General features: G+C 56.1%; 18 protein-coding genes and 1 tRNA gene. 12 read left to right on the forward strand and 7 right to left on the reverse strand.

The annotated features are described in order from the left end of the window. The first annotated feature begins 118 nt into the window (after nucleotides 1-118). The 5 genes from ACQG0T_RS15245 to yejF all read left to right on the forward strand — a co-directional run bounded on the left by ACQG0T_RS15245 (nucleotide 119) and on the right by yejF (nucleotide 7,273). Nucleotides 119-1,672, forward strand: coding sequence for a cyclic di-GMP phosphodiesterase (locus ACQG0T_RS15245; protein WP_271040363.1), 1,554 nt, complete (start codon nucleotides 119-121; stop codon nucleotides 1,670-1,672). Nucleotides 1,673-1,747: 75 nt separating this feature from the next. Then, a complete protein-coding gene (locus ACQG0T_RS15250) occupies nucleotides 1,748-3,553 on the forward strand; it encodes an extracellular solute-binding protein (protein ID WP_047726682.1) in 1,806 nt (601 codons plus the stop codon). 9 nt (nucleotides 3,554-3,562) lie between these two features. Continuing rightward, nucleotides 3,563-4,657 carry a microcin C ABC transporter permease YejB gene (locus tag ACQG0T_RS15255; RefSeq protein WP_003859369.1) on the forward strand — a complete coding sequence of 365 codons (1,095 nt, stop codon included), beginning with the start codon at nucleotides 3,563-3,565 and terminating at the stop codon, nucleotides 4,655-4,657. Continuing rightward, on the forward strand, nucleotides 4,657-5,682 hold the full coding sequence (locus ACQG0T_RS15260) for a microcin C ABC transporter permease (RefSeq protein WP_015572302.1): 1,026 nt from the start codon (nucleotides 4,657-4,659) through the stop codon (nucleotides 5,680-5,682). The genes ACQG0T_RS15255 and ACQG0T_RS15260 overlap by 1 nt, the downstream gene beginning before the upstream one ends. 1 nt (nucleotide 5,683) lies before the next feature. After that, entirely contained in the window at nucleotides 5,684-7,273 is a 1,590-nt protein-coding gene (gene yejF, locus ACQG0T_RS15265) for a microcin C ABC transporter ATP-binding protein YejF (protein ID WP_032103234.1), read from the forward strand. Nucleotides 7,274-7,276: 3 nt separating this feature from the next. On the opposite strand, the gene ACQG0T_RS15270 is transcribed toward yejF, so the two are convergent. The 3 genes from ACQG0T_RS15270 to rsuA all read right to left on the reverse strand — a co-directional run bounded on the left by ACQG0T_RS15270 (nucleotide 7,277) and on the right by rsuA (nucleotide 9,820). Then, the gene (locus ACQG0T_RS15270) at nucleotides 7,277-7,621 is read right to left on the reverse strand and encodes a YejG family protein (RefSeq protein ID WP_003859372.1); all 345 of its coding nucleotides are present in this window, start codon (nucleotides 7,619-7,621) and stop codon (nucleotides 7,277-7,279) included. Nucleotides 7,622-7,897: 276 nt separating this feature from the next. Further along, entirely contained in the window at nucleotides 7,898-9,097 is a 1,200-nt protein-coding gene (locus tag ACQG0T_RS15275; RefSeq protein WP_017383400.1) for a Bcr/CflA family multidrug efflux MFS transporter, read from the reverse strand. A 15-nt stretch (nucleotides 9,098-9,112) separates the two neighbouring features. Next, nucleotides 9,113-9,820 (reverse strand): 16S rRNA pseudouridine(516) synthase RsuA, encoded by a 708-nt coding sequence (gene rsuA / locus ACQG0T_RS15280; RefSeq protein ID WP_045341042.1) that lies wholly within the window; start codon nucleotides 9,818-9,820, stop codon nucleotides 9,113-9,115. 151 nt (nucleotides 9,821-9,971) lie between these two features. Between rsuA and ACQG0T_RS15285 the strand changes: the two genes are divergently transcribed. Further along, nucleotides 9,972-11,732, forward strand: coding sequence for a DEAD/DEAH box helicase (locus tag ACQG0T_RS15285; RefSeq protein WP_063136624.1), 1,761 nt, complete (start codon nucleotides 9,972-9,974; stop codon nucleotides 11,730-11,732). Nucleotides 11,733-11,857: 125 nt separating this feature from the next. After that, nucleotides 11,858-12,142, forward strand: coding sequence for a 50S ribosomal protein L25 (rplY, locus tag ACQG0T_RS15290; protein ID WP_015572298.1), 285 nt, complete (start codon nucleotides 11,858-11,860; stop codon nucleotides 12,140-12,142). A 51-nt stretch (nucleotides 12,143-12,193) separates the two neighbouring features. Here rplY and yejK read toward each other — a convergent pair whose 3' ends face one another. After that, nucleotides 12,194-13,201 carry a nucleoid-associated protein YejK gene (yejK, locus tag ACQG0T_RS15295; RefSeq protein ID WP_017693031.1) on the reverse strand — a complete coding sequence of 336 codons (1,008 nt, stop codon included), beginning with the start codon at nucleotides 13,199-13,201 and terminating at the stop codon, nucleotides 12,194-12,196. Between the two features lie 134 nt (nucleotides 13,202-13,335). On the opposite strand from yejK, the gene ACQG0T_RS15300 reads away from it, so the two are divergent. The 3 genes from ACQG0T_RS15300 (at nucleotide 13,336) to ACQG0T_RS15310 (ending at nucleotide 15,493) form a co-directional block, all read left to right on the forward strand. Beyond that, nucleotides 13,336-13,563 (forward strand): YejL family protein, encoded by a 228-nt coding sequence (locus tag ACQG0T_RS15300; RefSeq protein WP_001135586.1) that lies wholly within the window; start codon nucleotides 13,336-13,338, stop codon nucleotides 13,561-13,563. A 19-nt stretch (nucleotides 13,564-13,582) separates the two neighbouring features. Further along, on the forward strand, nucleotides 13,583-15,343 hold the full coding sequence (yejM, locus tag ACQG0T_RS15305; RefSeq protein ID WP_271040365.1) for an LPS biosynthesis-modulating metalloenzyme YejM: 1,761 nt from the start codon (nucleotides 13,583-13,585) through the stop codon (nucleotides 15,341-15,343). A gap of 73 nt (nucleotides 15,344-15,416) precedes the next feature. Then, nucleotides 15,417-15,493, forward strand: a tRNA-Pro gene (locus ACQG0T_RS15310). A gap of 66 nt (nucleotides 15,494-15,559) precedes the next feature. Here the strand turns inward: ACQG0T_RS15310 and ACQG0T_RS15315 are convergent. Continuing rightward, nucleotides 15,560-15,820 (reverse strand): DUF2534 family protein, encoded by a 261-nt coding sequence (locus tag ACQG0T_RS15315; protein WP_045343803.1) that lies wholly within the window; start codon nucleotides 15,818-15,820, stop codon nucleotides 15,560-15,562. A 202-nt stretch (nucleotides 15,821-16,022) separates the two neighbouring features. Here ACQG0T_RS15315 and eco point away from each other — a divergent pair, with 202 nt between their 5' ends. Next, on the forward strand, nucleotides 16,023-16,532 hold the full coding sequence (gene eco / locus ACQG0T_RS15320) for a serine protease inhibitor ecotin (protein ID WP_032648923.1): 510 nt from the start codon (nucleotides 16,023-16,025) through the stop codon (nucleotides 16,530-16,532). 134 nt (nucleotides 16,533-16,666) lie between these two features. On the opposite strand, the gene mqo is transcribed toward eco, so the two are convergent. Continuing rightward, nucleotides 16,667-18,316, reverse strand: a complete 1,650-nt coding sequence (mqo, locus tag ACQG0T_RS15325; RefSeq protein WP_047732613.1) for a malate dehydrogenase (quinone) — start codon at nucleotides 18,314-18,316, stop codon at nucleotides 16,667-16,669. Nucleotides 18,317-18,503: 187 nt separating this feature from the next. Between mqo and ACQG0T_RS15330 the strand changes: the two genes are divergently transcribed. Further along, on the forward strand, nucleotides 18,504-19,799 hold the full coding sequence (locus tag ACQG0T_RS15330; RefSeq protein ID WP_032650078.1) for a SulP family inorganic anion transporter: 1,296 nt from the start codon (nucleotides 18,504-18,506) through the stop codon (nucleotides 19,797-19,799). On the opposite strand, the gene mgtE is transcribed toward ACQG0T_RS15330, so the two are convergent. Next, on the reverse strand, nucleotides 19,762-21,198 hold the full coding sequence (gene mgtE, locus ACQG0T_RS15335) for a magnesium transporter (RefSeq protein WP_006811337.1): 1,437 nt from the start codon (nucleotides 21,196-21,198) through the stop codon (nucleotides 19,762-19,764). The two genes, ACQG0T_RS15330 and mgtE, sit on opposite strands and share 38 nt — an antisense overlap. Nucleotides 21,199-21,293 lie beyond the last annotated feature (95 nt).

Genomic DNA, 21,293 nt, shown 5'->3' on the forward strand with positions numbered 1-21,293 from the left:
CGTATCGTTGGTTATCCCTTGGCTGGCGATACGATAAAAAAAGCACTGCTCCGGCAGTGTTTTTTTTTGCCCGTTACACTGATAACTATCCAGCGGCATTTCAGGAATCACGACATCTATGTTTACCCGCTACTTCTCCAGCAACCGCAAGATTCTGTTTCTCAGTTTCCTTACGGGGTTATTCACTGCCCTGCTCCTGGGAGCATTACAGTTTTACTGGAGTTACCACAAGCGAGACGTCAGATTCGATACCCTTATTACCGATTTAAGCGTCTACATGGAGAGCTATTTCGATGAGCTCAAAATGTCGATTGATACGCTCCAGCCACTCACGCTGAACAGCTGCGAGGAAGTGAGTGCCGCCCTGACCTCCCGGGCGGCCTTTAGCATCAACGTGCGCGCCTTTTTGCTGGTCAGGGATAAAAACGCCTACTGCTCTTCCGCCACCGGCCCGATGAATGTCCCTCTGGAAGCGCTTATTCCTGAACTGCACATCAATAAACAGGTTGATATGGCGCTCCTGCCGGGCACCCCCATGATGCCGGACAAGCCCGCGATTGCCATCTGGTATCGCAACCCACTGGTGAAGGACGGCGGTGTATTTACCTCCGTTAATCTTAACCTGACTCCTTATCTCCTCTACACCTCAAGACAGGATGAGTTTGCCGGTATTTCCATCATTATTGGCGATTATGCGTTATCAACCCATTCCGGAACGCTGGTCTCTGCGCGTGATTTGCCTGATATCCCGGTCCGTACCGCCACGCTGAAAAATGTGCCTCTGACCATCCATGTTTATGCGGAAGCCTGGACGACCGATGAAGTGCTGTACGCCCTGTTTTTCGGCCTGGTCTGCGGTATCGCGGCGGGCCTGTTGAATTTCTATATTCTTACTATCCGTCTTAATCCGGGGAAAGAGATCCTAACGGCCATCAAACGCGACCAGTTTTACGTGGTCTATCAACCCGTCGTGGATGCGCAGTCGCTCAAAATTACCGGGCTGGAAGTCCTGATGCGCTGGAAGCATCCGGTGATGGGAGAAATTCCACCGGATGCCTTTATTAATTTCGCTGAAGCGCAGAAGCTGATTGTCCCGCTGACGCTGCATCTTTTTGACCTGATTATCCGCGATGCCCCTGTCCTGCAAACGGTGCTCCCGCCTGGGGCCAAGTTTGGGATCAACATCGCGCCCGGGCATCTGCATGCGGAAAGCTTTAAAGAGGATATGCGCGCGTTTGCCGCCGCCCTTCCACCCGATCACTTCCAGATTGTGCTGGAAATAACCGAGCGCGATATGATCAACCACCGCGAGGCTAATCAGCTGTTCGAATGGCTGCACGAAGAAGGTTTTGAAATTGCCATCGATGATTTTGGCACCGGCCACAGCGCGCTGATCTATCTGGAACGCTTCACGATGGATTACCTGAAAATTGACCGTGGCTTCGTGAATGCCATCGGGACTGAAACCGTCACCTCGCCAGTGCTTGACGCGGTGCTGACGCTGGCAGAACGCCTGAATATGTTAACCGTTGCCGAGGGTGTTGAAACGCCGGAGCAGGCGGCGTGGCTGCGCGAGCATGGCGTGAACTATCTTCAGGGCTACTGGATCGGCCGCCCAATGCCGCTGGAGCAGTTCAGGACGTGGCAACCCGACATCACGCTCGGGGAATAATTTCACAATCACGGCGCTGTCCCTTATTATTCTGTTCAACCGAGCCAGCCTGTGAACAAAGGGATCCGCCGCACTATGATTATGCGCGTTGTGTTGACGCTATTGGCGCTGGTGAGCCTGTCGAGCCAGGCGCAGACCATCAAAGAGAGCACGGCCTTTGCCGTCATTGGCGAGCCGAAGTACGCGGTTAACTTTAACCACTACGATTACGTTAACCCCGCCGCCCCGAAAGGCGGAAACGTGACGCTTTCCGCCACGGGAACGTTTGACAACTTTAACCGCTTTGCCCTGCGCGGCGTGGCGGCAGCGCGTACCGAATCCCTCTATGACACGCTGTTCGTCACCTCCGACGACGAGCCCGGCAGCTATTATCCCCTGGTCGCCGAGAACGTGCGTTACGCCGATGATTTCAGCTGGGCAGAAATCGCGATTAATCCGCGGGCGCGTTTTCACGACGGTACGCCGGTTAGCGCCCGTGACGTGGCATTCACCTTTCATAAATTTATGACCGAAGGCGTGCCGCAGTTTCGTCTGGTGTACAAGGGCACCACGGTGAAAGCCATCGCCCCGCTGACCGTGCGAATCGAACTCCCTGAGCCGAACAAAGAGAATATGCTGAGCCTGTTCTCCCTGCCCGTCATGCCCGAATCCTTCTGGAAAAATCATAAGCTGAGCGATCCCCTCTCTACCCCGCCGCTGGCCGGAGGGCCGTATCGCATTACCGACTGGCGAATGGGCCAGTACGTGATCTATTCCCGGGTGAAAGATTACTGGGCAGCCACGCTGCCGGTAAACCGGGGCCGCTGGAACTTTGATACAATCCGCTACGACTACTACCTGGATGATAACGTGGCCTTCGAGGCATTTAAGGCGGGCGCGTTTGATTTACGTGTCGAGAACAGCGCCAAAAATTGGGCGACCCGCTATATCGGAAAAAATTTCGCGAAAGGCTATATCGTTAAAGACGAACTCAAAAACGAATCCGCGCAGGACACGCGCTGGCTGGCGTTTAATATTCAGCGCCCGGTTTTTTCCGATCGTCGGGTGCGTGAAGCCATTACCCTGGCGTTTGATTTCGAATGGATGAACAAAGCGCTGTTTTACGGAGCCTACAGCCGGGCGAACAGCTATTTCCAGAATACTGAATATGCCGCCCGTGATTATCCCCACGCGGACGAGCTGGTTTTGCTGGCGCCAATGAAAGCGGAGCTCCCGCCGGAGGTGTTCACCCGCGTATTTGAACCGCCCAAATCCGACGGAAACGGGTTCGACCGGGACAACCTGCTGAAAGCCAGCAACCTGCTGGATGATGCTGGCTGGGTGCTGAAAAATCGGCAACGGGTTAATGTGCAAACCGGTAAACCGCTCAGCTTCGAACTGCTGATTGCCTCCGGCGCAAACGATCAGTGGGTGCTGCCATTTAAGAAGAACCTTGCCCGGCTTGGCGTCACCATGAATATCCGCCAGGTCGATATGGCCCAGTTAACCAACCGCAAGCGCAGTCGCGATTACGACATGATGCAGACCCTGTGGGCCGCGCAGCCGTGGCCGAGTTCAGATCTGCAAATCTCCTGGGCATCGGGGTATATCGACTCCTCCTACAACGCCCCGGGCGTAAAGAGCCCGGTGATAGATGCGCTGATTGCAAAAATTGTCGCCGCTCAGGGCGATAAGAACAAGCTTCTGCCGCTTGGCCGCGCGCTCGATCGGGTCTTAACCTGGAACTATTACATGCTGCCGATGTGGTATATGGGCGAAGATCGCGTGGCCCGCTGGGATAAATTCTCCCTGCCTGCCGTTCGCCCGGTCTACACCCTCGGCTTTGACACCTGGTGGTATGACGTGAATAAAGCCGCAAAACTGCCCGCAGAGCGGCGTTAAGGAGTGACGATGGGCGCTTATCTTATCCGCCGGCTGCTGTTAGTGATCCCGACGCTGTGGGCCATCATTACCATTAACTTTTTTATCGTCCAGATCGCCCCCGGCGGTCCGGTGGACCAGGCAATTGCGGCAATAGAATTTGGTCACGCTGGCGGCATGCCGGGCGGCGGCGGTGAAGGAATGGGGGCCAGCCATGCCCGGACGGGCGTGGGCAACATCAGCGAAAGCCACTACCGGGGCGGTCGCGGACTGGATCCGGAGGTGATCGCCGAGATCACCCATCGCTATGGTTTTGACAAGCCGCTGCACGAGCGTTATTTCAGGATGCTCTGGGATTATGTCCGTTTCGATTTTGGCGACAGCCTGTTTCGCAGCGCCTCGGTGTTAACCCTGATCAAACAAAGCCTGCCGGTTTCCATCACGCTCGGACTGTGGGGGACGCTGATTATTTATCTGGTCTCCATTCCGCTGGGGATCCGAAAAGCGGTCTACAACGGTAGCCGTTTCGATATCTGGAGCAGCACATTCATTATCATCGGCTACGCTATCCCGGCGTTTCTGTTTGCCGTGCTGCTGATTGTCTTTTTCGCCGGCGGCAGTTATTTCGACCTCTTCCCGCTGCGCGGGCTGGTCTCTGCGGATTTCAGCACCCTGCCGTGGTATCAGAAAATCACCGATTACTTCTGGCACATCACGCTTCCGGTGCTGGCGACGGTCATCGGCGGTTTTGCGGCGCTTACGATGCTGACCAAAAACGCCTTTCTTGATGAGATCCGCAAACAGTACGTCGTCACCGCGCGCGCCAAAGGCGTCGGTGAAAAGCAGATCATGTGGAAGCACGTTTTTCGTAACGCCATGCTGCTGGTGATTGCCGGTTTCCCCGCCACGTTCATCAGTATGTTTTTTACCGGCTCGCTGCTGATAGAGGTGATGTTCTCGCTCAACGGATTAGGGCTGCTGGGCTATGAGGCCACCGTCTCCCGTGATTATCCGGTGATGTTTGGCACACTCTACATTTTCACCCTGATCGGCCTGCTGCTGAACATCATCAGCGATATCAGCTATACGCTGGTCGATCCCCGTATCGATTTTGAGGGCCGCTGATGTCGCGTTTAAGCCCCGTCAATCAGGCCCGCTGGGCGCGCTTTCGCCACAACCGTCGCGGCTACTGGTCGCTGTGGATCTTCGCCGTCCTGTTCGCCTTAAGTATGTGTTCGGAACTGATTGCCAACGATAAACCCCTGCTGGTGCATTTCAAAGACCGCTGGTATGTGCCGGTGCTGACTACCTACAGCGAAAGCGATTTTGGCGGCCCGTTTGCGACGCCAGCCGAGTACCAGGATCCCTGGTTACGTGAACAGATAGCGCAGCACGGCTGGGCTATCTGGGCGCCGATTCGTTTTGGCGCGAACAGTATTAACTTCGCCACGTCCACCCCCTTCCCTTCGCCGCCTTCCGCGCAAAACTGGCTGGGAACGGACGCCAACGGCGGCGATGTGCTGGCGCGCATTCTCTATGGCACCCGCATCTCGCTCCTGTTTGGGCTGCTGCTGACGCTCTTTAGCAGCGTAATGGGCGTTGTGGCGGGCGCCGTGCAGGGCTATTACGGGGGTAAAATAGATTTATGGGGACAGCGCGTGATTGAAGTCTGGTCCGGTATGCCGACGCTGTTTCTGATTATCCTGCTGTCCAGCGTGGTACAGCCTGGCTTCTGGTGGCTGCTCGGGATCACCGTCCTGTTCGGCTGGATGGCGCTGGTCGGCGTGGTACGCGCGGAGTTTCTGCGTACGCGGAATTACGACTATATTCGCGCCGCGCAGGCGTTAGGCGTGAGCGATGGCGCAATCATCTTCCGCCACATGCTTCCCAATGCGGTGGTGGCGACCCTTACCTTCCTGCCGTTTATTTTGTGCAGCTCCATCACCACCCTGACGTCGCTTGATTTTCTTGGTTTCGGTTTGCCGCTGGGCTCACCGTCCCTTGGCGAACTGCTGTTGCAGGGCAAAAACAATCTCCAGGCCCCCTGGCTGGGCATCGCCGCATTCCTCTCCGTGGCGGTGCTGCTTTCCCTGCTGATTTTTATTGGCGAAGCCGTGCGCGATGCCTTCGATCCCAACAAGGCGGTATGACATGACCCGGCCTCTTCTGAGCATAGAGAATCTGTCGATTGCGTTTTCAAAACAGGGCGAATCACGCACGGTGGTGACGGATTTATCGTTGCAGATCCAGCGCGGAGAGACGCTGGCGCTGGTCGGGGAATCCGGCTCCGGTAAGAGCGTTTCGGCGCTGTCGGTGCTGCGCCTGCTCCCTTCCCCGCCGGTCAGCTATCCGCAGGGGGATATTCTGTTCCATGGACAATCGCTGCTGAACGCTGACGAGCAAACCCTGCGCGGCATTCGTGGCAACAACATCGCCATGATTTTTCAGGAGCCGATGGTGTCGCTCAACCCACTGCATACCCTGGAAAAACAGCTCTATGAAGTGCTGTCACTTCATCGGGGAATGCGTAAAGAGGCAGCGCGGGGTGAAATTCTGGACTGCCTTGAACGCACCGGTATCCGTAATGCGGCGAAACGGCTGAACGATTTCCCGCACCAGCTTTCCGGCGGCGAGCGCCAGCGCGTGATGATTGCAATGGCCCTGCTCACGCGCCCCGAACTGCTGATTGCCGATGAACCTACTACCGCGCTGGACGTCACGGTACAGGCACAAATTCTGCAACTGCTGCGCGAACTGCGCGACGAGCTGAACATGAGCCTGCTGTTTATTACGCACAACCTGAGCATCGTGAAAAAGCTCGCTGACGCGGTGGCCGTGATGCAAAACGGCCGCTGCGTGGAACAGAACCGGGCATCCGCCCTGCTGAGCGCGCCTCAGCACCCGTATACACAGCGCCTGCTCGATAGCGAACCCGCTGGCGACCCGGTTCCGCTTAACGCTGACAGCGCGCCGTTGCTGAGGGTTGAGGGGCTGTCGGTGTCATTCCCGATCCGCAAAGGCATTTTGCGTCGCGTGGTCGATCACAATCATGTTCTGAAAGACATGAGCTTCGCTCTGCGTCCGGGCGAATCGCTTGGGCTTGTGGGCGAGTCCGGTTCAGGCAAAAGCACCACCGGCCTGGCGCTGCTGCGCCTGATCGCCTCTCAGGGAAGCATTGTTTTTGACGGCATGCCGCTGCAAAACCTGAATCGCCGGATGATGCTTCCCGTGCGTCCGCGGATGCAGGTGGTATTTCAGGATCCAAACTCTTCGCTTAACCCGCGCCTGAGCGTATTACAGATTATTGAAGAGGGCCTGCGCGTCCACCAGCCGACCATGACGGCGCAACAGCGTGAAATCGACGTGATGCGGGTGATGGCGGAAGTGGGTTTAGATCCCGAGACCCGGCACCGGTATCCGGCTGAGTTTTCCGGCGGACAGCGCCAGCGTATAGCGATTGCCCGCGCGCTGATCCTGAAACCGGAGCTGATCGTGCTGGACGAGCCAACCTCTTCCCTGGACCGCACCGTGCAGGCGCAAATTCTGGCGCTGCTGAAGGGGCTACAGGAAAAGCATCGGCTGGCCTATATCTTTATCAGCCACGATTTACAGGTGGTGCGTGCGCTTTGCCATCAGGTGGTGGTATTGCGGCAGGGAGAAGTCGTTGAGCAGGGAGAGTGCCAGCGCGTATTCACCGCGCCGACGCAGGATTACACGCGCCAGCTATTGTCCGCTGACTAGCACTCAGAAAGGATATTGACCGGAGAACGGCTCGGCAATGGCCACGCCGAAGTTTTTCAGACGACAGGTGGCGGCAAACTCATCCTGGCTGTTAACAAACAGGCACGGCTCACCTTCGCATTCCAGCACGGAGCTGTCCACTTCGATGTCCGTCAGCGCCTGGCTGAGACGTTCCATGACCGGCCACGCATTTTCATCGCTCGGGCTGAGCAGTTTGAGGGCCACCAGACAATTATCCTCCCCGGCAACGCTTTGCGGAATCGGTTCAACTTTCGAACCTGCAAAACCCGTCGACCAGCGATAGCTCTGGGGCAAGCGATGGACAATGGAGAGTTGTAATGTATTCACGTTCAGATCCCCGGAAGCAAATTTACTTCACAATTTATTTACATTTATAGTAACACATCATCGCCAACCTGCACTGTTTAGCGGATTTTATAGGCGTTGCAGGCTCGCGTCGGCGCTATATGTACCCGTTTCTGCGATCTAACTCAACCTTTTTAAATACAATGATGTGACTTTTTACATAAATAGATTTTACATAAAAGAAACAAACACAGGGTAAACGAACGGAGGGTTGGTTGATATGGGTCAACAAAAAGGCCCGTCACGGGCCTTAAGTGGTCATTTATGCGCCGTCTTTCGCGGCCGGCTGGCGTAAAGATAGAAGAGTATGGAGCAGGTCGCGCAGAGGGCAATCGCCCACAGCATCGGCCAGGCGGTATTAAACGTCGCCGTCGAGAGCAGCGCCCCGACTATCGCGCCAATTCCGAAACGGAACGTTCCTGCCAGCGACGAGGCGGTGCCCGCCATATGCGGAAATTCGTCGAGGATCACCGCCATCGCGTTGGATGAAACCATCGACACGCAGCCGACAAACGCCGCCACGCCCACCACCAGCGCCCAGAAACCGACGCCCAGCAACGCGCTCAATACCAGCCAGATAGCCATCACGAACTGGATCCACAGCCCGGCTCGGAACATATTCAGCGCCCCAACCCGCCGGACAAAGCGGCTGTTGATAATGGTCATCACAAACAGGAACACAATATTCAGCGCGAAGTAGTAACCAAAATGCTGGGGTGACACATGGTTCAGTTCGATGTACACAAACGGCCCCGCGCTCAGGAACGAGAACATTCCGGCAAAGCTGAAGCCGCTGGCCAGCATATAGCTGAGCACACGCTTATGGCGAAACAGCGAGGCAAAGTTGCCAAGCGTGGTGCGAATGTGGAACTTCTGACGTCGCTCGACCGGCAGCGTTTCATCGATAAAGACGAAGATCATCACCGAGGCCAGCAGCGCGGCAATCGCCAGGATCCAGAAAATCGCATGCCAGCTGAACCACACCAGGACCGCCCCGCCCACCATGGGGGCGACCAGCGGCGCAATTGTCGTGACCAGCATGACGAACGACATCATGCGTGAGAACTCTTCCTTCGGGTAGACGTCGCGCATCAGCGCGTTAATCACCACGCTTGCCGCAGCCGCCGCCAGGCCATGGAAGAAGCGCATCACAATCAGCTGATCGATACTCTGCGCCAGCGCGCAGGCCACCGCCGCCGCGGCAAATATCAATGTCCCGCCCAGGATAACCGGTTTACGCCCCAGGCTGTCGGCCATTGGGCCATAAAAGAGCTGACCGAGGGCAAAACCAAGAATGTAGGTGCTGAGCGTCATCTGCGCGCTGCCTGCCGGTACGCCAAACTGCGCGGAAATCACCGGCAGCGCGGGCAGATACATATCGATAGACAGCGGCATCAGCATGGCCAGCAGGCCAAGGATAAATACAATTTTAAACGACGAGTGTGGCCTGGTGGTCACAGGGTTCTCCTGAATTTAGCGTGAAGGCAGCCCGACGCTGGCAATCTCTTCTTCCGTCAGCGGGCGATATTCCCCTGGCGCCAGGTCTGGATCGAGTTCAATCGCGCCAATACGTTCACGATGCAGCCCCACAACGTGGTTGCCCACGGCGGCAAACATCCGTTTCACCTGGTGGTAGCGGCCTTCACTGATGGTCAGACGGACGTCCGTGGGGGTGAGGATTTCCAGCACCGCCGGTTTGGTCAGATCCTTCTCATTATGCAGCTGAACGCCTTTCGCGAATTGCTCTGCCGTGTCATCCGAGACCGGAGACTCAAGCGTCACCCGATAGGTTTTCTCGCAGTGATGGCGCGGGGAGGTGATGCGGTGCGACCACTGGCCGTCATCGGTCATCAGCACCAGGCCGGTGGTATCGATATCCAGTCGCCCTGCCGCATGCAGCTTGTGCGCCACAGGTTCGTCGAGGAAGTAGAGCACCGTCGGGTGATCCGGATCGTCCGTTGAACAGACGTAACCTTCCGGTTTGTTGAGCATGAAGTAGCGCGGGCCATTCTGCTGGGTCAGCGGGTTGCCGTCATACTCCACCTGGTGCTCAGGCTGGAGTTTAAAAGCGCTGTCTTTCACAATGTCGCCGTCCACGGTTACGCGGCTGGCGCGAATTTCACGCCCGGCAATAGCGCGGCTTACGCCGAGTTGCTGAGCGATAAACTTATCAAGTCGCATGAAATCTTTTTAGCCTTAATGGTGCTGGAAGTCGGACTACGCGTCCGAAAAAGAAGCAGTCAGAAACAGTTCAGTATAATGGTCTGGTTGCGCCACTCAAGGGAAAAAGTTTCGTGGCATACTATATGCGAGTTAACTGAATAGAGAAGCCATGACGTTCACATTACGCCCCTATCAGCAGGAAGCCGTTGATGCCACCCTCGCCTGGTTTCGCAAGCATCGGGAGCCCGCCGCCATCGTTCTCCCGACCGGAGCCGGTAAAAGCCTGGTGATTGCCGAACTGGCGCGCCTGGCCCGCGGACGCGTGCTGGTGCTGGCGCACGTCAAAGAGCTGGTGGCGCAAAACCACGCCAAATATTGCGCGCTCGGCCTGGAGGCCGACATTTTTGCCGCCGGACTGAAGCGCAAAGAGAGCCACGGAAAAGTGGTGTTTGGCAGCGTACAATCCGTTGCGCGCAACCTGGAACTGTTTCGCAGCGAGTTTTCCCTGCTGATTGTCGATGAGTGTCACCGCATCAGCGATGACGACGACAGCCAGTATCAGCAAATCCTCACTCATCTGAAAAAGGTGAATCCTCACCTCCGTCTGCTTGGCCTCACCGCCACGCCGTTTCGTCTGGGCAAGGGCTGGATTTATCAGTTTCATTATCACGGCATGGTGCGTGGCGATGAAAAGGCCCTGTTCCGCGACTGTATCTATGAGCTTCCGCTGCGCTACATGATCAAGCACGGCTACCTGACGCCGCCGGAGCGGCTGGATATGCCCGTCGTGCAGTACGATTTCAGCCGCTTACAGGCGCAAAGCAACGGGCTGTTCAGCGAGGCAGATCTTAACCATGAGCTGAAAAAACAGAAGCGGATCACGCCGCATATCATCAGCCAGATTGAAGAGTTCGCACAAACGCGCAAAGGGGTGATGATTTTTGCTGCCACTGTCGAACACGCGCGCGAAATTACGGGGCTGCTGCCCGCCGACGACGCGGCGTTAATTACCGGTGAAACCCCCGGCCCGGAGCGCGACAGCCTGATTGAGGACTTCAAAGCTCAGCGGTTCCGCTATCTGGTGAATGTCTCCGTACTAACCACCGGCTTTGACGCCCCGCACGTCGACCTGATTGCGATTCTTCGCCCGACGGAATCCGTCAGCCTGTATCAGCAGATTGTTGGCCGCGGGCTGCGTCTGGCGCCGGGCAAAACCGACTGTCTGATCCTTGATTACGCCGGTAACCCGCACGATCTCTATTCGCCGGAAGTCGGCACGCCAAAAGGCAAGAGCGACAACGTGCCCGTTCAGGTTTTTTGCCCTGCCTGCGGGTTTGCCAACACCTTCTGGGGGAAAACCACCGCCGACGGCACGCTGATCGAACATTTTGGCCGCCGCTGTCAGGGCTGGTTTGAAGACGATGAAGGCCATCGCGAACAGTGTGATTTCCGCTTCCGCTTCAAAAACTGCCCGCAGTGCAATGCCGAAAACGACATTGCCGCCCGCCGCTGTCGGGAGTGCGACATGGTCCTGGTCGACCCGGACGACATGCTGAAAGCGGCGCTGAAGCTGAAAGATGCGCTGGTGCTGCGCTGTTCCGGCATGGCCTTACAGCCCGGCGCGGATGAAAAAGGCGAGTGGCTAAAAATTACCTACTACGACGAGGATGGCGCAGACGTCAGCGAGCGGTTCCGGGTCCAGACGCCCGCCCAGCGCACCGCGTTCGAGCAGCTCTTTATCCGCCCGCATACCCGCACGCCTGGCGTGCCGCTGCGCTGGATAACCGTGGCCGATATCGTGCGCCAGCAGGCGTTACTGCGCCATCCTGATTTTGTTGTCGCCCGTAAAAAAGGGCAGTTCTGGCAGGTGCGTGAGAAGGTCTTTGACTATGAAGGACGCTTTCGCCGGGCAAACGAATTGCGCGGTTAACGGGACTTTTCGTTGATGCGCGAGCCATTTGAGTATAAAATGCCGCCCGCTTCACATCCGTGAGGCAGAACACTCACCTGCTGCTGGGTCGCCTGTAGTAGGGTTTTAAATACAGAGAGAAATCAATGTTCACTATCGAAGCAGAAGTACGTAACGTGCAGGGTAAGGGTGCGAGCCGCCGCCTGCGTACCGCAAACAAGTTCCCGGCTATCGTTTACGGTGGCGAAGCTGCTCCAGTTGCTATTGAACTGGATCACGACAAAGTATGGAACATGCAGAACAAAGCTGAATTCTACAGCGAAGTTCTGACCATCGTTGTTGACGGTAAAGAAGAAAAAGTGAAAGTTCAGGCTGTTCAGCGTCACGCGTTCAAGCCAAAACTGACTCACATCGACTTCGTTCGCGCGTAATCGCAAACCTGTCGAGAAAAACCCCGCGTTTGCGGGGTTTTTTTATGGCTGTTACTTACCGCCTGAAGTGCGACGCTGAAGCTGGTCGCGCAGATTCGGCGGTGTGCCTTTAATGGTCAGCGTGTCGGTGGCCGGGTCCCAGAAGATACGTTCCCCGAGCAGCATGGCATCAAAGTTAATGGTTAACCCACCGCCGCTACCGGCAAATTTCGTCAGCTGACGCAGCGTACTGCGATCCGCCGGGAAGCTCTCTTCCAGCTCATAGCCTTTTTCCGCAGTAAATTCCTGGAAGCTGACTTCGCTGACGCCTGCCAGCTCTTTGGACAGCGACTCCAGCTCAATCTCTTCTCCAGCCTGTAGCTGCTCGTTGCAGTAGCTGTAAACCTGCTGACGCACGGTCTGACGCTCAGATTTATCAAGCTGCGCCTCAGCCGTAAAGTCATCCACCGCCTGGAGGAGACCTTTGTTCTGCGCTTTGGCATTCAGCCCTTCGCTGGCGCCGAGGAAGTCCATAAAGAAATCCGCCACTTTGCGGCCCACGCGGCCTTTAAGGAAGGTCAGATAGCGCGTTGATTCCGGGTTGGTTTCCCATTCGGTTAAATCGATACGCGCCACAATATCCGCATGGTTGATATCCAGGTAGTGCGTTGAGCTGATATCCAGCTGCTCGTTCACGCGCATACTGCTTAAGTTATTCAGCACGGTGACCAGCAGATACTCTACCGCCAGATAGCGGTAGTGGCAGAACAGGACGATACCGCCATCGGCGAAGGGATATTTCGCCAGCTCGTCACGCAGACGGCCAGTAGCAGCGCGGCTGAATGCCAGGAAATCCTCTTCGCCCTGACGTTGCAGGCGCAGGCTATCCGCCAGTTCGCTCTCTTCGCTGAACAAGCCATAGGCTTTATTTTTCGCGCTGTAGACGCGATGCAACTCCGCCATCATCTCGACAACGGTAGGCGTTGGTTCCAGTAACGAATCGCGCAGCACCACTTCAAGGGTTTGCTCATCACGCTTGATAAGCTGGTGCAAGGCAATCTGGTTGATTTCCAGACTCATGATAAACTCTCCTTTTAGACCGGGCGGTATTCAACCACCACCAACGCATGTGTGCAACAGAAGATAAAAAAGGGGAAAAAAAGCTGTTGCTACGGTAATATGTCGCCCTTCTCTCAACAAACTGATTTTGATTTATGCCACAACATTCCCGCTACAGTGACGAACACGTTGAACAATTGCTCAGTGAGCTGGTCAACGTACTGGAAAAACATAAAACGCCAACCGATCTCTCCCTGATGGTTTTGGGAAATATGGTTACCAACCTGATCAATACCAGCGTTGCTCCGGCTCAGCGTCAGGCGATCGCCAAATCTTTCGCCCAGGCTTTGCAGTCCTCCGTTAGCGACGACCAGGCACACTAAGGGAAACGAACAACAGTTTATGGTGACGAATCGTCAGCGCTACCGTGAAAAAGTCTCCCAGATGGTCAGCTGGGGGCACTGGTTTGCCCTGTTCAACATTCTGTTGGCGATGGTGCTCGGCTGCCGTTATCTGTTTGTGGCGGACTGGCCAACCACGTTAACCGGGCGCATCTACTCGTGGATGAGCCTTGTTGGTCACTTTAGCTTTCTGGTCTTCGCCACCTATCTGCTGATCCTGTTCCCACTGACGTTTATCGTCATGTCGCAGCGGCTGATGCGCTTCCTGTCCGCCATTCTTGCGACGGCGGGCATGACGCTGTTGCTGATCGACAGCGAAGTCTTTACTCGCTTCCACCTGCACCTGAATCCTGTCGTCTGGGAGCTGGTGATTAACCCGGATCAGAACGAGACCGCGCGCGACTGGCAGCTGATGTTTATCAGCGTGCCGATTATCCTGCTGATCGAAATGCTGTTCGCCACGTGGAGCTGGCAAAAACTCCGCAGTCTGACCCGACGCCGCCATTATGCGAAGCCCGTCGCGGCGCTCTTTTTCGCCTCATTTATCGGTTCGCACCTGATGTATATCTGGGCAGATGCGAACTTCTACCGCCCGATTACCATGCAGCGCGCAAATCTGCCGCTCTCCTATCCGATGACGGCGCGTCGTTTCCTCGAAAAACACGGCCTGCTGGACGCGCAGGAGTATCAGCGTCGTCTGGTCGAACAGGGTAATCCGGAAGCGGTCAGCGTGCAGTATCCCCTGAGCGATCTGAAATATCGCGACATGGGCCGCGGTCAGAACGTGCTGCTGATTACCGTCGATGGCCTGAACTATTCCCGCTATGAGAAGCAGATGCCAGCGCTGGCTGAATTCGCTGAGAACAACATCGTATTCACTCAGCATATGAGCTCCGGTAATTCGACCGACGCGGGTATTTTCGGCCTGTTCTACGGCATTTCACCGAGCTATATGGACGGCGTGCTGTCGGCCCGTATTCCGGCGGCATTGATTACCGGGCTTAATCAGCAGGGCTACCAGCTGGGGCTGTTCGCCTCTGATGGTTTCAACAGCTCGCTGTACCGCCAGGCGCTGCTGTCTGATTTCTCACTGCCCGCCGCGCAGAGCCAGTCTGACGATCGGACCGCTGACCAGTGGATAGACTGGCTGAAGCGCTATGCGCAGGAAGATAACCGCTGGTTCTCCTGGGTTGCGTTTAACGGCACAACGCTTGATGACAGCAATCAGAAAGGCTTCGCGCGCCGCTATAGCCGTGCGGCGGGCGATGTCGATGCGCAGATCGGCCGCGTGCTGACCGCCCTGCGCGACGCGGGCAAGCTGGATAATACGGTCGTGATTATCACGGCGGGGCATGGCGTGCCGCTCGGCGACGAGGCGAAGGGCATGGAGTGGTCGCGTCCGAACCTGCATGTTCCCCTGGTGATCCACTGGCCGGGCACTCCCGCGCAGCGCATCAACATGCTCACCGACCATAAAGACGTCATGACCACGTTAATGCAACGGCTGCTGCACGTCAGCACACCGGCAATTGAGTACTCGCAGGGACAAGACCTCTTTAGCGCCACGCGGCGTCATAACTGGGTCACGGCTGCTGGCGGAAACACGCTGGTGGTGACCACGCCAACGTTGTCCCTGGTGCTGAACAGCAATGGCAATTACCAGACGTATAACCTCGGAGGTGAGAAGCTGAAAGACCAGAAGCCGCAGCTCAGTTTGCTGTTGCAGGTGCTGACAGACGAGAAGCGCTTTATCGCTAACTGATTATTTATGAATCAGTTAGCGTTGCTTGCCCCTTGCATTCAAAAAGGAATCGAGTAGTATTCTTTTTATGCGTCGGCACGTAGCGCAGCCTGGTAGCGCACCGTCATGGGGTGTCGGGGGTCGGAGGTTCAAATCCTCTCGTGCCGACCAAAACTACACAAAAAAACCAGCCGCTTATGGCTGGTTTTTTATTGCCTGTCTCCGCATGCGCAATGCTTAGTGTTTTTCACGCCCACCGAGAAAGAAAATCCCCAGCGGAATCGCCAGCAGGACGGTGAACACCAGGCTGTAAACAAAGATCATCGCCGATTGCAGGACAAACATGCTGGTTGTCCAGGCAGAGAGCGGGATGTTGTACTGCTCAATCACACCGACAATGGTTGCTCGCCCCACGCATGCAGCAGCAATCATAAACACAACCAGTAACGCCAGCAGGAACTTGCGGCCTTCAGGTGTCTTCAGTTTTTCCCCTACCATCTCCCCTCCCTTTACAGATGAATAACAATAATTAACGCGTAAAATAACACGATTGCCGCATCGACTCCAACACAGCATTAAACACCAATAAATGAACATAAAAGCAGTGCATTACTCCGTTTAAAATGAAAATATGAGTAAATTGCGCCAACTATTCACGTGCTATATGTTAGTCTTTCCAGGATCGTTTTAACAAAAAGGAATGACAGTGAAAAACGCACCTAAATTTGCCATCGCCCTCATCGCCGCTGCGTGCGCCAGCACCAGTGCTTTCGCCAGCGAAACCCAGAAAGAGCAGCCGCTGGAAAAAGTTGCTCCGTATCCGCAAGCGGACAAAGGGATGAAGCGCCAGGTTATTCAGCTCCCGGCTCAGCAGGATGAAGCAAATTTCAAAGTTGAGCTGTTAATCGGCCAGACGCTGGAAGTGGACTGCAACCAGCATCGCCTGGGCGGCCAGCTGGAAAGCAAAACGCTGGAAGGCTGGGGCTATGACTACTATGTCTTCGACAAAGTAACCTCGCCAGTCTCCACCATGATGGCGTGCCCGGACGGCAAGAAAGAGAAGAAATTTATTACCGCGTATCTGGGTGATAACAGTCTGCTGCGCTATAACAGCAAGCTGCCGATCGTCGTATACACGCCGGAAAACGTGGATGTGAAATATCGCGTATGGAAGGCGGATGAGACGGTAGGACAAGCGGTAGTTCGTTAATAATAAGTCGGGTGGCGCTCTCACTTACCCGACCAGGAAAGGGTGCGTTCTGGTGCCCTCACCCCAACCCTCTCCCACCGGGAGAGGGAGAAAACACTAAAAACGGTAACGGATGTTACCGTTTTGCGTTTACCTTACAGCGCGACATCCGCTACCGGCTTGCTTTCCGCCTGAGGCTTCAGCTCTGCCTTTGGCGCAGCATCCGCAGCCTGCGGTTTGACGTATTGCAGTTGCAGAACACGGCTGGTGTATTCCAGCTCTTGTTCCGTGGCTTCAACGTTACCGTTCAGCTTCGTACCGTAGGATGGAATAATGGTTTTCAGCTTCGCCTGCCATTCCGGACTGGATACTTTGTCCTTAAACACTTTTTCCATCAGGTGCAGCATGATTGGCGCAGCGGTAGACGCCCCCGGAGATGCCCCCAGCAGCGCGGCAATGGTGCCATCCTTATCGCTTACCACTTCGGTGCCCAGACGCAGCACGCCGCCCTCTTTCGGATCGCGTTTGATAATCTGCACGCGCTGACCCGCCTGCCACAGACGCCAGTCTTCTTTCTTCGCCTGCGGATAGTACTCTTTCAGCGCCTCGAAGCGTTCTTCATCAGAGAGCATCACCTGGCTAATCAGGTATTTCACCAGATCGAAGTTATCCAGCCCCACGTCCATCATTGGCTTAACGTTTGACGTCGTGGTCGCGCTCAGCAGATCCCACAGGGAACCGTTTTTCAGGAATTTGGTGGAGAATGTGGCAAACGGCCCGAACAGCACTACGCGCTTACCGTCCAGCATGCGGGTGTCGATATGCGGAACGGACATCGGTGGTGCGCCCACAGAGGCCTGACCGTACACTTTAGCCAGATGACGGTTAACCACTTCCGGGTTTTCCGACACCAGGAACTGGCCGCCGACGGGGAAGCCCGCGTAGTCGTCCGCTTCCGGAATACCGGACTCCTGCAACAGTTTCAGCGCCGCGCCGCCCGCACCGATAAACACGAACTTCGCCTTAATCACATGCTCGGCTTCGTTGTTTTTCAGATCGGCAACGGTCACGCTCCAGCTGTTATCCGCGTTGCGCTTGAAACCACGCACTTCGGAGCTGAGTTGCAGGTTAAAGTTCTCTTTTTTCTTCAGAGAGGACACCAGCTGACGGGTGATTTCACCGTAGTTAACGTCAGTACCAATTTCAGTGCGGGTCGCCGCTACTTTCTGGTTCGGATCGCGGCCTTCCATGACCAGCGGCGCCCACTCTTTGATTTGAGCGTGATCTTCAGAGTATTTCATCCCGCGGAAAAGCGTGCTCTGTTGCAGGGCAGCGTAGCGCGCGCGCAGGAAGTTGACGTTTTGATCGCCCCACACAAAGCTCATGTGCGGTACGGTGTTGATGAAGGAGTGCGGATTGTGCAACACACCGCTGTTCACCTGGTGAGACCAGAACTGACGTGAGATCTGGAACGCTTCGTTGATCTCTACCGCCTTCTCGATACTAATGGAACCGTCCTTTTTCTGCGGCGTATAGTTCAGTTCCATGAGTGCCGAGTGCCCCGTCCCGGCGTTGTTCCAGCCGTTAGAGCTTTCCTGTGCCACGCCATCGAGGCGCTCGACCATGGTCATGGACCAGTTCGGCTCTAATTCCTGAAGATACGTTCCCAGCGTGGCGCTCATGATGCCGCCACCAATTAAAAGGACATCCGTTTCCTGCTCTTTTGGTGCGTCAGCCTTCGCTGCCATCGAGACGGCGTTCAGCCCCACGGCCAGAGAAAAGAGCACGGCAGTCATTTTTTTCATCATTTATGCCTTAGTTGAATAGTGCTTGATGCGTGGAAATTACAGGTGAAACACGCTGCGGTGGCACGGTAGCAACTTTTAAATATTGTTTAAAGGTTACGAAATTATTGTAATTGTGAAATTTAATGATGGATTGTTTGTAGGGATTTGGCAGACAGGCTGGCACCCGACGATTTTCCTGGCTATCATGCTGCACTTTGTGATCGCGCGCACGGAAGCCTGCCCCTACCAGCGAATTGTTATGTCATTACCCCACTCGTCTGTACCTCAAGAAGGCCATGTCGCCACTGTTTTACGTTCGCCTCACCGTCTGATGCGCGAAACCCTGGCCGGTGTGATTACCGCGCTGGCGCTGATCCCGGAAGTGATTTCGTTTTCCGTGGTCGCGGGCGTGGATCCGAAAGTGAGCCTTATCGCCTCCGTGGTGCTCTGTTTCGCCCTTTCCCTGCTCGGCGGGCGTCCGGCCATGGTGACGGCGGCGGCAGGTTCCGTCGCGCTGGTGATTGGGCCGATGGTCCATCAACACGGCGTACAGTACATTCTGCCCGCAGTGGTGATGGCAGGCGTGATTCAGATCCTGTTCGGCGCGCTGGGTATGGCGCGGCTGATGCGCTTTATTCCCCAGTCGGTGATGACCGGGTTTGTTAACGCCCTTGGCATTTTGATTTTCTTTGCCCAGGTGCCCCATTTCTGGAGCCGAAGCCCGCTGATTGTGGGCCTGTTCGTGCTGACGCTGCTGATTGTGCTGTGGGTGCCACGCTATATCAAAAGCGTGCCCTCCCCGCTGATTGCCATTGTGCTGCTGACTTTGTTCACCGTCACCAGCGGGCAAATCCTGCCGACGGTAGGGGATGAAGGTTCCATGGGCGGCGGTTTGCCGGGCTTTACGCAACTGCTGGTGCCGCTCAATCTGGAAACCCTGAGCATCATCTGGCCGTGCGCGCTAAGTATCGCTTTCGTTGGCCTGCTGGAATCCTTGTTGACGGCAAAACTGGTGGACGAGCTGACCGCTACCCCCTCCAGTAAGCGCCGCGAGAGCATCGGGCTGGGCGTGGGCAATATTATGGCCGGGTTCTACGGCGGCATTGCGGGCTGCGCGATGATTGGGCAGACCATCGTTAACGTGGAGATGGGGAAAGGCAGAAGCCGTATCTCCACCCTTGCGGCGGGCATCGTATTGCTGGTGCTGGTTACGGCGCTCAGCGAGGTGATGGCCAAAATTCCGATGGCGGTACTGGCGGGAATTATGGCCATTGTGGCCGTCAAGACCTTTAGCTGGCATAGCGTTCAGCCCGGAACGCTGAAAAACGCGCCGGTGGCTGAAACCGTCGTGATGCTGGTGACGGTTGTGGCAACGGTTTTCACCGGCAACCTGGCGATTGGCGTGCTGGGCGGGATTGTGATGATGTTCATCCTCCCTGCCCGACTTAAGCAAAAAGCGCTGGCTACAGAAGAAAAATCGTCGCCAGTCCAAGAAAAATAAAGAAACCGCCGGTATCGGTAATGGCGGTGATCATCACGCTCGACCCCACCGCGGGGTCGCGCCCCAGCCGGGTCATGGTCAACGGGATAATCACGCCCATCATCGCCGCCACCAGCAGGTTCAGCACCATCGCCAGCATCATGACCCCGCCCAGCGCCATATCATCATACAGCCACCAGGTGATGCCGCCCATGATGCCGCCCCAGACCAGGCCGTTAATCAGCGCGACGCCCATCTCCCTGAAAATCAGCCACGAGAAATTACCCGGCTGTATGTTTTCCAGCGCCAGGGCGCGAACGATCATGGTGATAGTCTGGTTACCGGTGTTCCCGCCGATCCCCGCCACAATCGGCATCAGCGACGCCAGGGCCACCAGCTGGGAAATGGTATGTTCGAAGCCGTCAATAACGCGGGACGCCACGAACGCGGTGCATAAATTGATGGCGAGCCACGCCCAGCGCGTTTTGACGGCCTTGCCGACGGAGGCATGAACGTCATCTTCGGCACTGATCCCGCCAAGGGCACGCAGGTCGTTATCGGTCTCTTCATAGACCACGTCAACGATCTCATCGATGGTCAGACGCCCCATCAGCTTGCCCACCGAATCCACCACCGCCGCGCTCACCAGGTCATCACGTTCGAAGGTACGCGCCGCTTTTTCGGCATCGTCTTCCGGCGAGAAGACCATCGGCTCGGTTTCCATGACCTCACTCACCCGCTGCTGGGTGCTGTTCAGCAGGATCGTTTTCAGCTCCAGCTCCCCGAGCAGGGTTTTATCCCGCGAGGTGACGAACAGTTTATCGGTGTTGTCCGGCATACTGCCCAGGCGACGAAGATAGCGCTGCACCGTACCCAGGGTGACGTCCGGGCGCACGGTGATGACGCCAAACTCCATGATCGCGCCGACGCTGTTTTTCTCGTAGTGCATCACCTGACGCACGCGCGCCCGCTCTTCAGCAGGCAGGGAAGCCAGCAGGCGTCCGGTCAGGTTGCGCGGAAGATGCTGAACGAGGTAAATCTGCTCATCGATATCCAGCGTTTGCAGGGCGTCAAGGATGTCCCGGTCGCTCATCTCATCGATAAGGTCATCCCAGACGTTTTCCGAGGCTTCAAGCAATACCTGACCGCGCTCGTGATCCTGCACCAGCCGCCACAGGGCGTGGCGCTCTTCGGAAGGCAATGCCTCCAGGGTGTCCGCCAGGTCCGGGGGCGGTAAATGTGCAACCAGCGCACCTACCTCAGCAATATCGTCGGCCAGCGTGCCGACATCATATTGCTCAGCCAGGGTTAGCTTACCCAATAACGTTGACGTAACCGCTTTATCGGTCGTCAGGAGCCAGATGAGCCGCGCACGCTCCTGGTCACGCTGCCTGGCGCTGTTTTTCTTTAATACCGACATCAATCATAAATCCATTAAATGAGTTGGCGTTAAGCATAGCGCGGGGATATGTAAATAAGAATAAACGGCGGGTCGGGATGGAGAAAAAAACGGCA

Source organism: Enterobacter cloacae complex sp. 302F9 (genome assembly GCF_050030335.1).
In the GTDB taxonomy this organism is placed as follows: Bacteria; Pseudomonadota; Gammaproteobacteria; order Enterobacterales; family Enterobacteriaceae; genus Enterobacter; species Enterobacter hormaechei_C.

What these genes read in the sequence shown, in the direction of transcription:
- ACQG0T_RS15245 (WP_271040363.1), top strand. Translation starts at nt 119, where the DNA reads ATGTTTACCCGCTACTTCTCCAGCAACCGCAAGATTCTGTTTCTCAGT.
- ACQG0T_RS15250 (WP_047726682.1), top strand. Translation starts at nt 1,748, where the DNA reads ATGATTATGCGCGTTGTGTTGACGCTATTGGCGCTGGTGAGCCTGTCG.
- ACQG0T_RS15255 (WP_003859369.1), top strand. Translation starts at nt 3,563, where the DNA reads ATGGGCGCTTATCTTATCCGCCGGCTGCTGTTAGTGATCCCGACGCTG.
- ACQG0T_RS15260 (WP_015572302.1), top strand. Translation starts at nt 4,657, where the DNA reads ATGTCGCGTTTAAGCCCCGTCAATCAGGCCCGCTGGGCGCGCTTTCGC.
- yejF (WP_032103234.1), top strand. Translation starts at nt 5,684, where the DNA reads ATGACCCGGCCTCTTCTGAGCATAGAGAATCTGTCGATTGCGTTTTCA.
- rsuA (WP_045341042.1), bottom strand. Translation starts at nt 9,820, where the DNA reads ATGCGACTTGATAAGTTTATCGCTCAGCAACTCGGCGTAAGCCGCGCT.
- ACQG0T_RS15285 (WP_063136624.1), top strand. Translation starts at nt 9,972, where the DNA reads ATGACGTTCACATTACGCCCCTATCAGCAGGAAGCCGTTGATGCCACC.
- rplY (WP_015572298.1), top strand. Translation starts at nt 11,858, where the DNA reads ATGTTCACTATCGAAGCAGAAGTACGTAACGTGCAGGGTAAGGGTGCG.
- yejK (WP_017693031.1), bottom strand. Translation starts at nt 13,201, where the DNA reads ATGAGTCTGGAAATCAACCAGATTGCCTTGCACCAGCTTATCAAGCGT.
- ACQG0T_RS15300 (WP_001135586.1), top strand. Translation starts at nt 13,336, where the DNA reads ATGCCACAACATTCCCGCTACAGTGACGAACACGTTGAACAATTGCTC.
- yejM (WP_271040365.1), top strand. Translation starts at nt 13,583, where the DNA reads ATGGTGACGAATCGTCAGCGCTACCGTGAAAAAGTCTCCCAGATGGTC.
- ACQG0T_RS15315 (WP_045343803.1), bottom strand. Translation starts at nt 15,820, where the DNA reads ATGGTAGGGGAAAAACTGAAGACACCTGAAGGCCGCAAGTTCCTGCTG.
- eco (WP_032648923.1), top strand. Translation starts at nt 16,023, where the DNA reads ATGACAGTGAAAAACGCACCTAAATTTGCCATCGCCCTCATCGCCGCT.
- mqo (WP_047732613.1), bottom strand. Translation starts at nt 18,316, where the DNA reads ATGAAAAAAATGACTGCCGTGCTCTTTTCTCTGGCCGTGGGGCTGAAC.
- ACQG0T_RS15330 (WP_032650078.1), top strand. Translation starts at nt 18,504, where the DNA reads ATGCTGCACTTTGTGATCGCGCGCACGGAAGCCTGCCCCTACCAGCGA.
- mgtE (WP_006811337.1), bottom strand. Translation starts at nt 21,198, where the DNA reads ATGTCGGTATTAAAGAAAAACAGCGCCAGGCAGCGTGACCAGGAGCGT.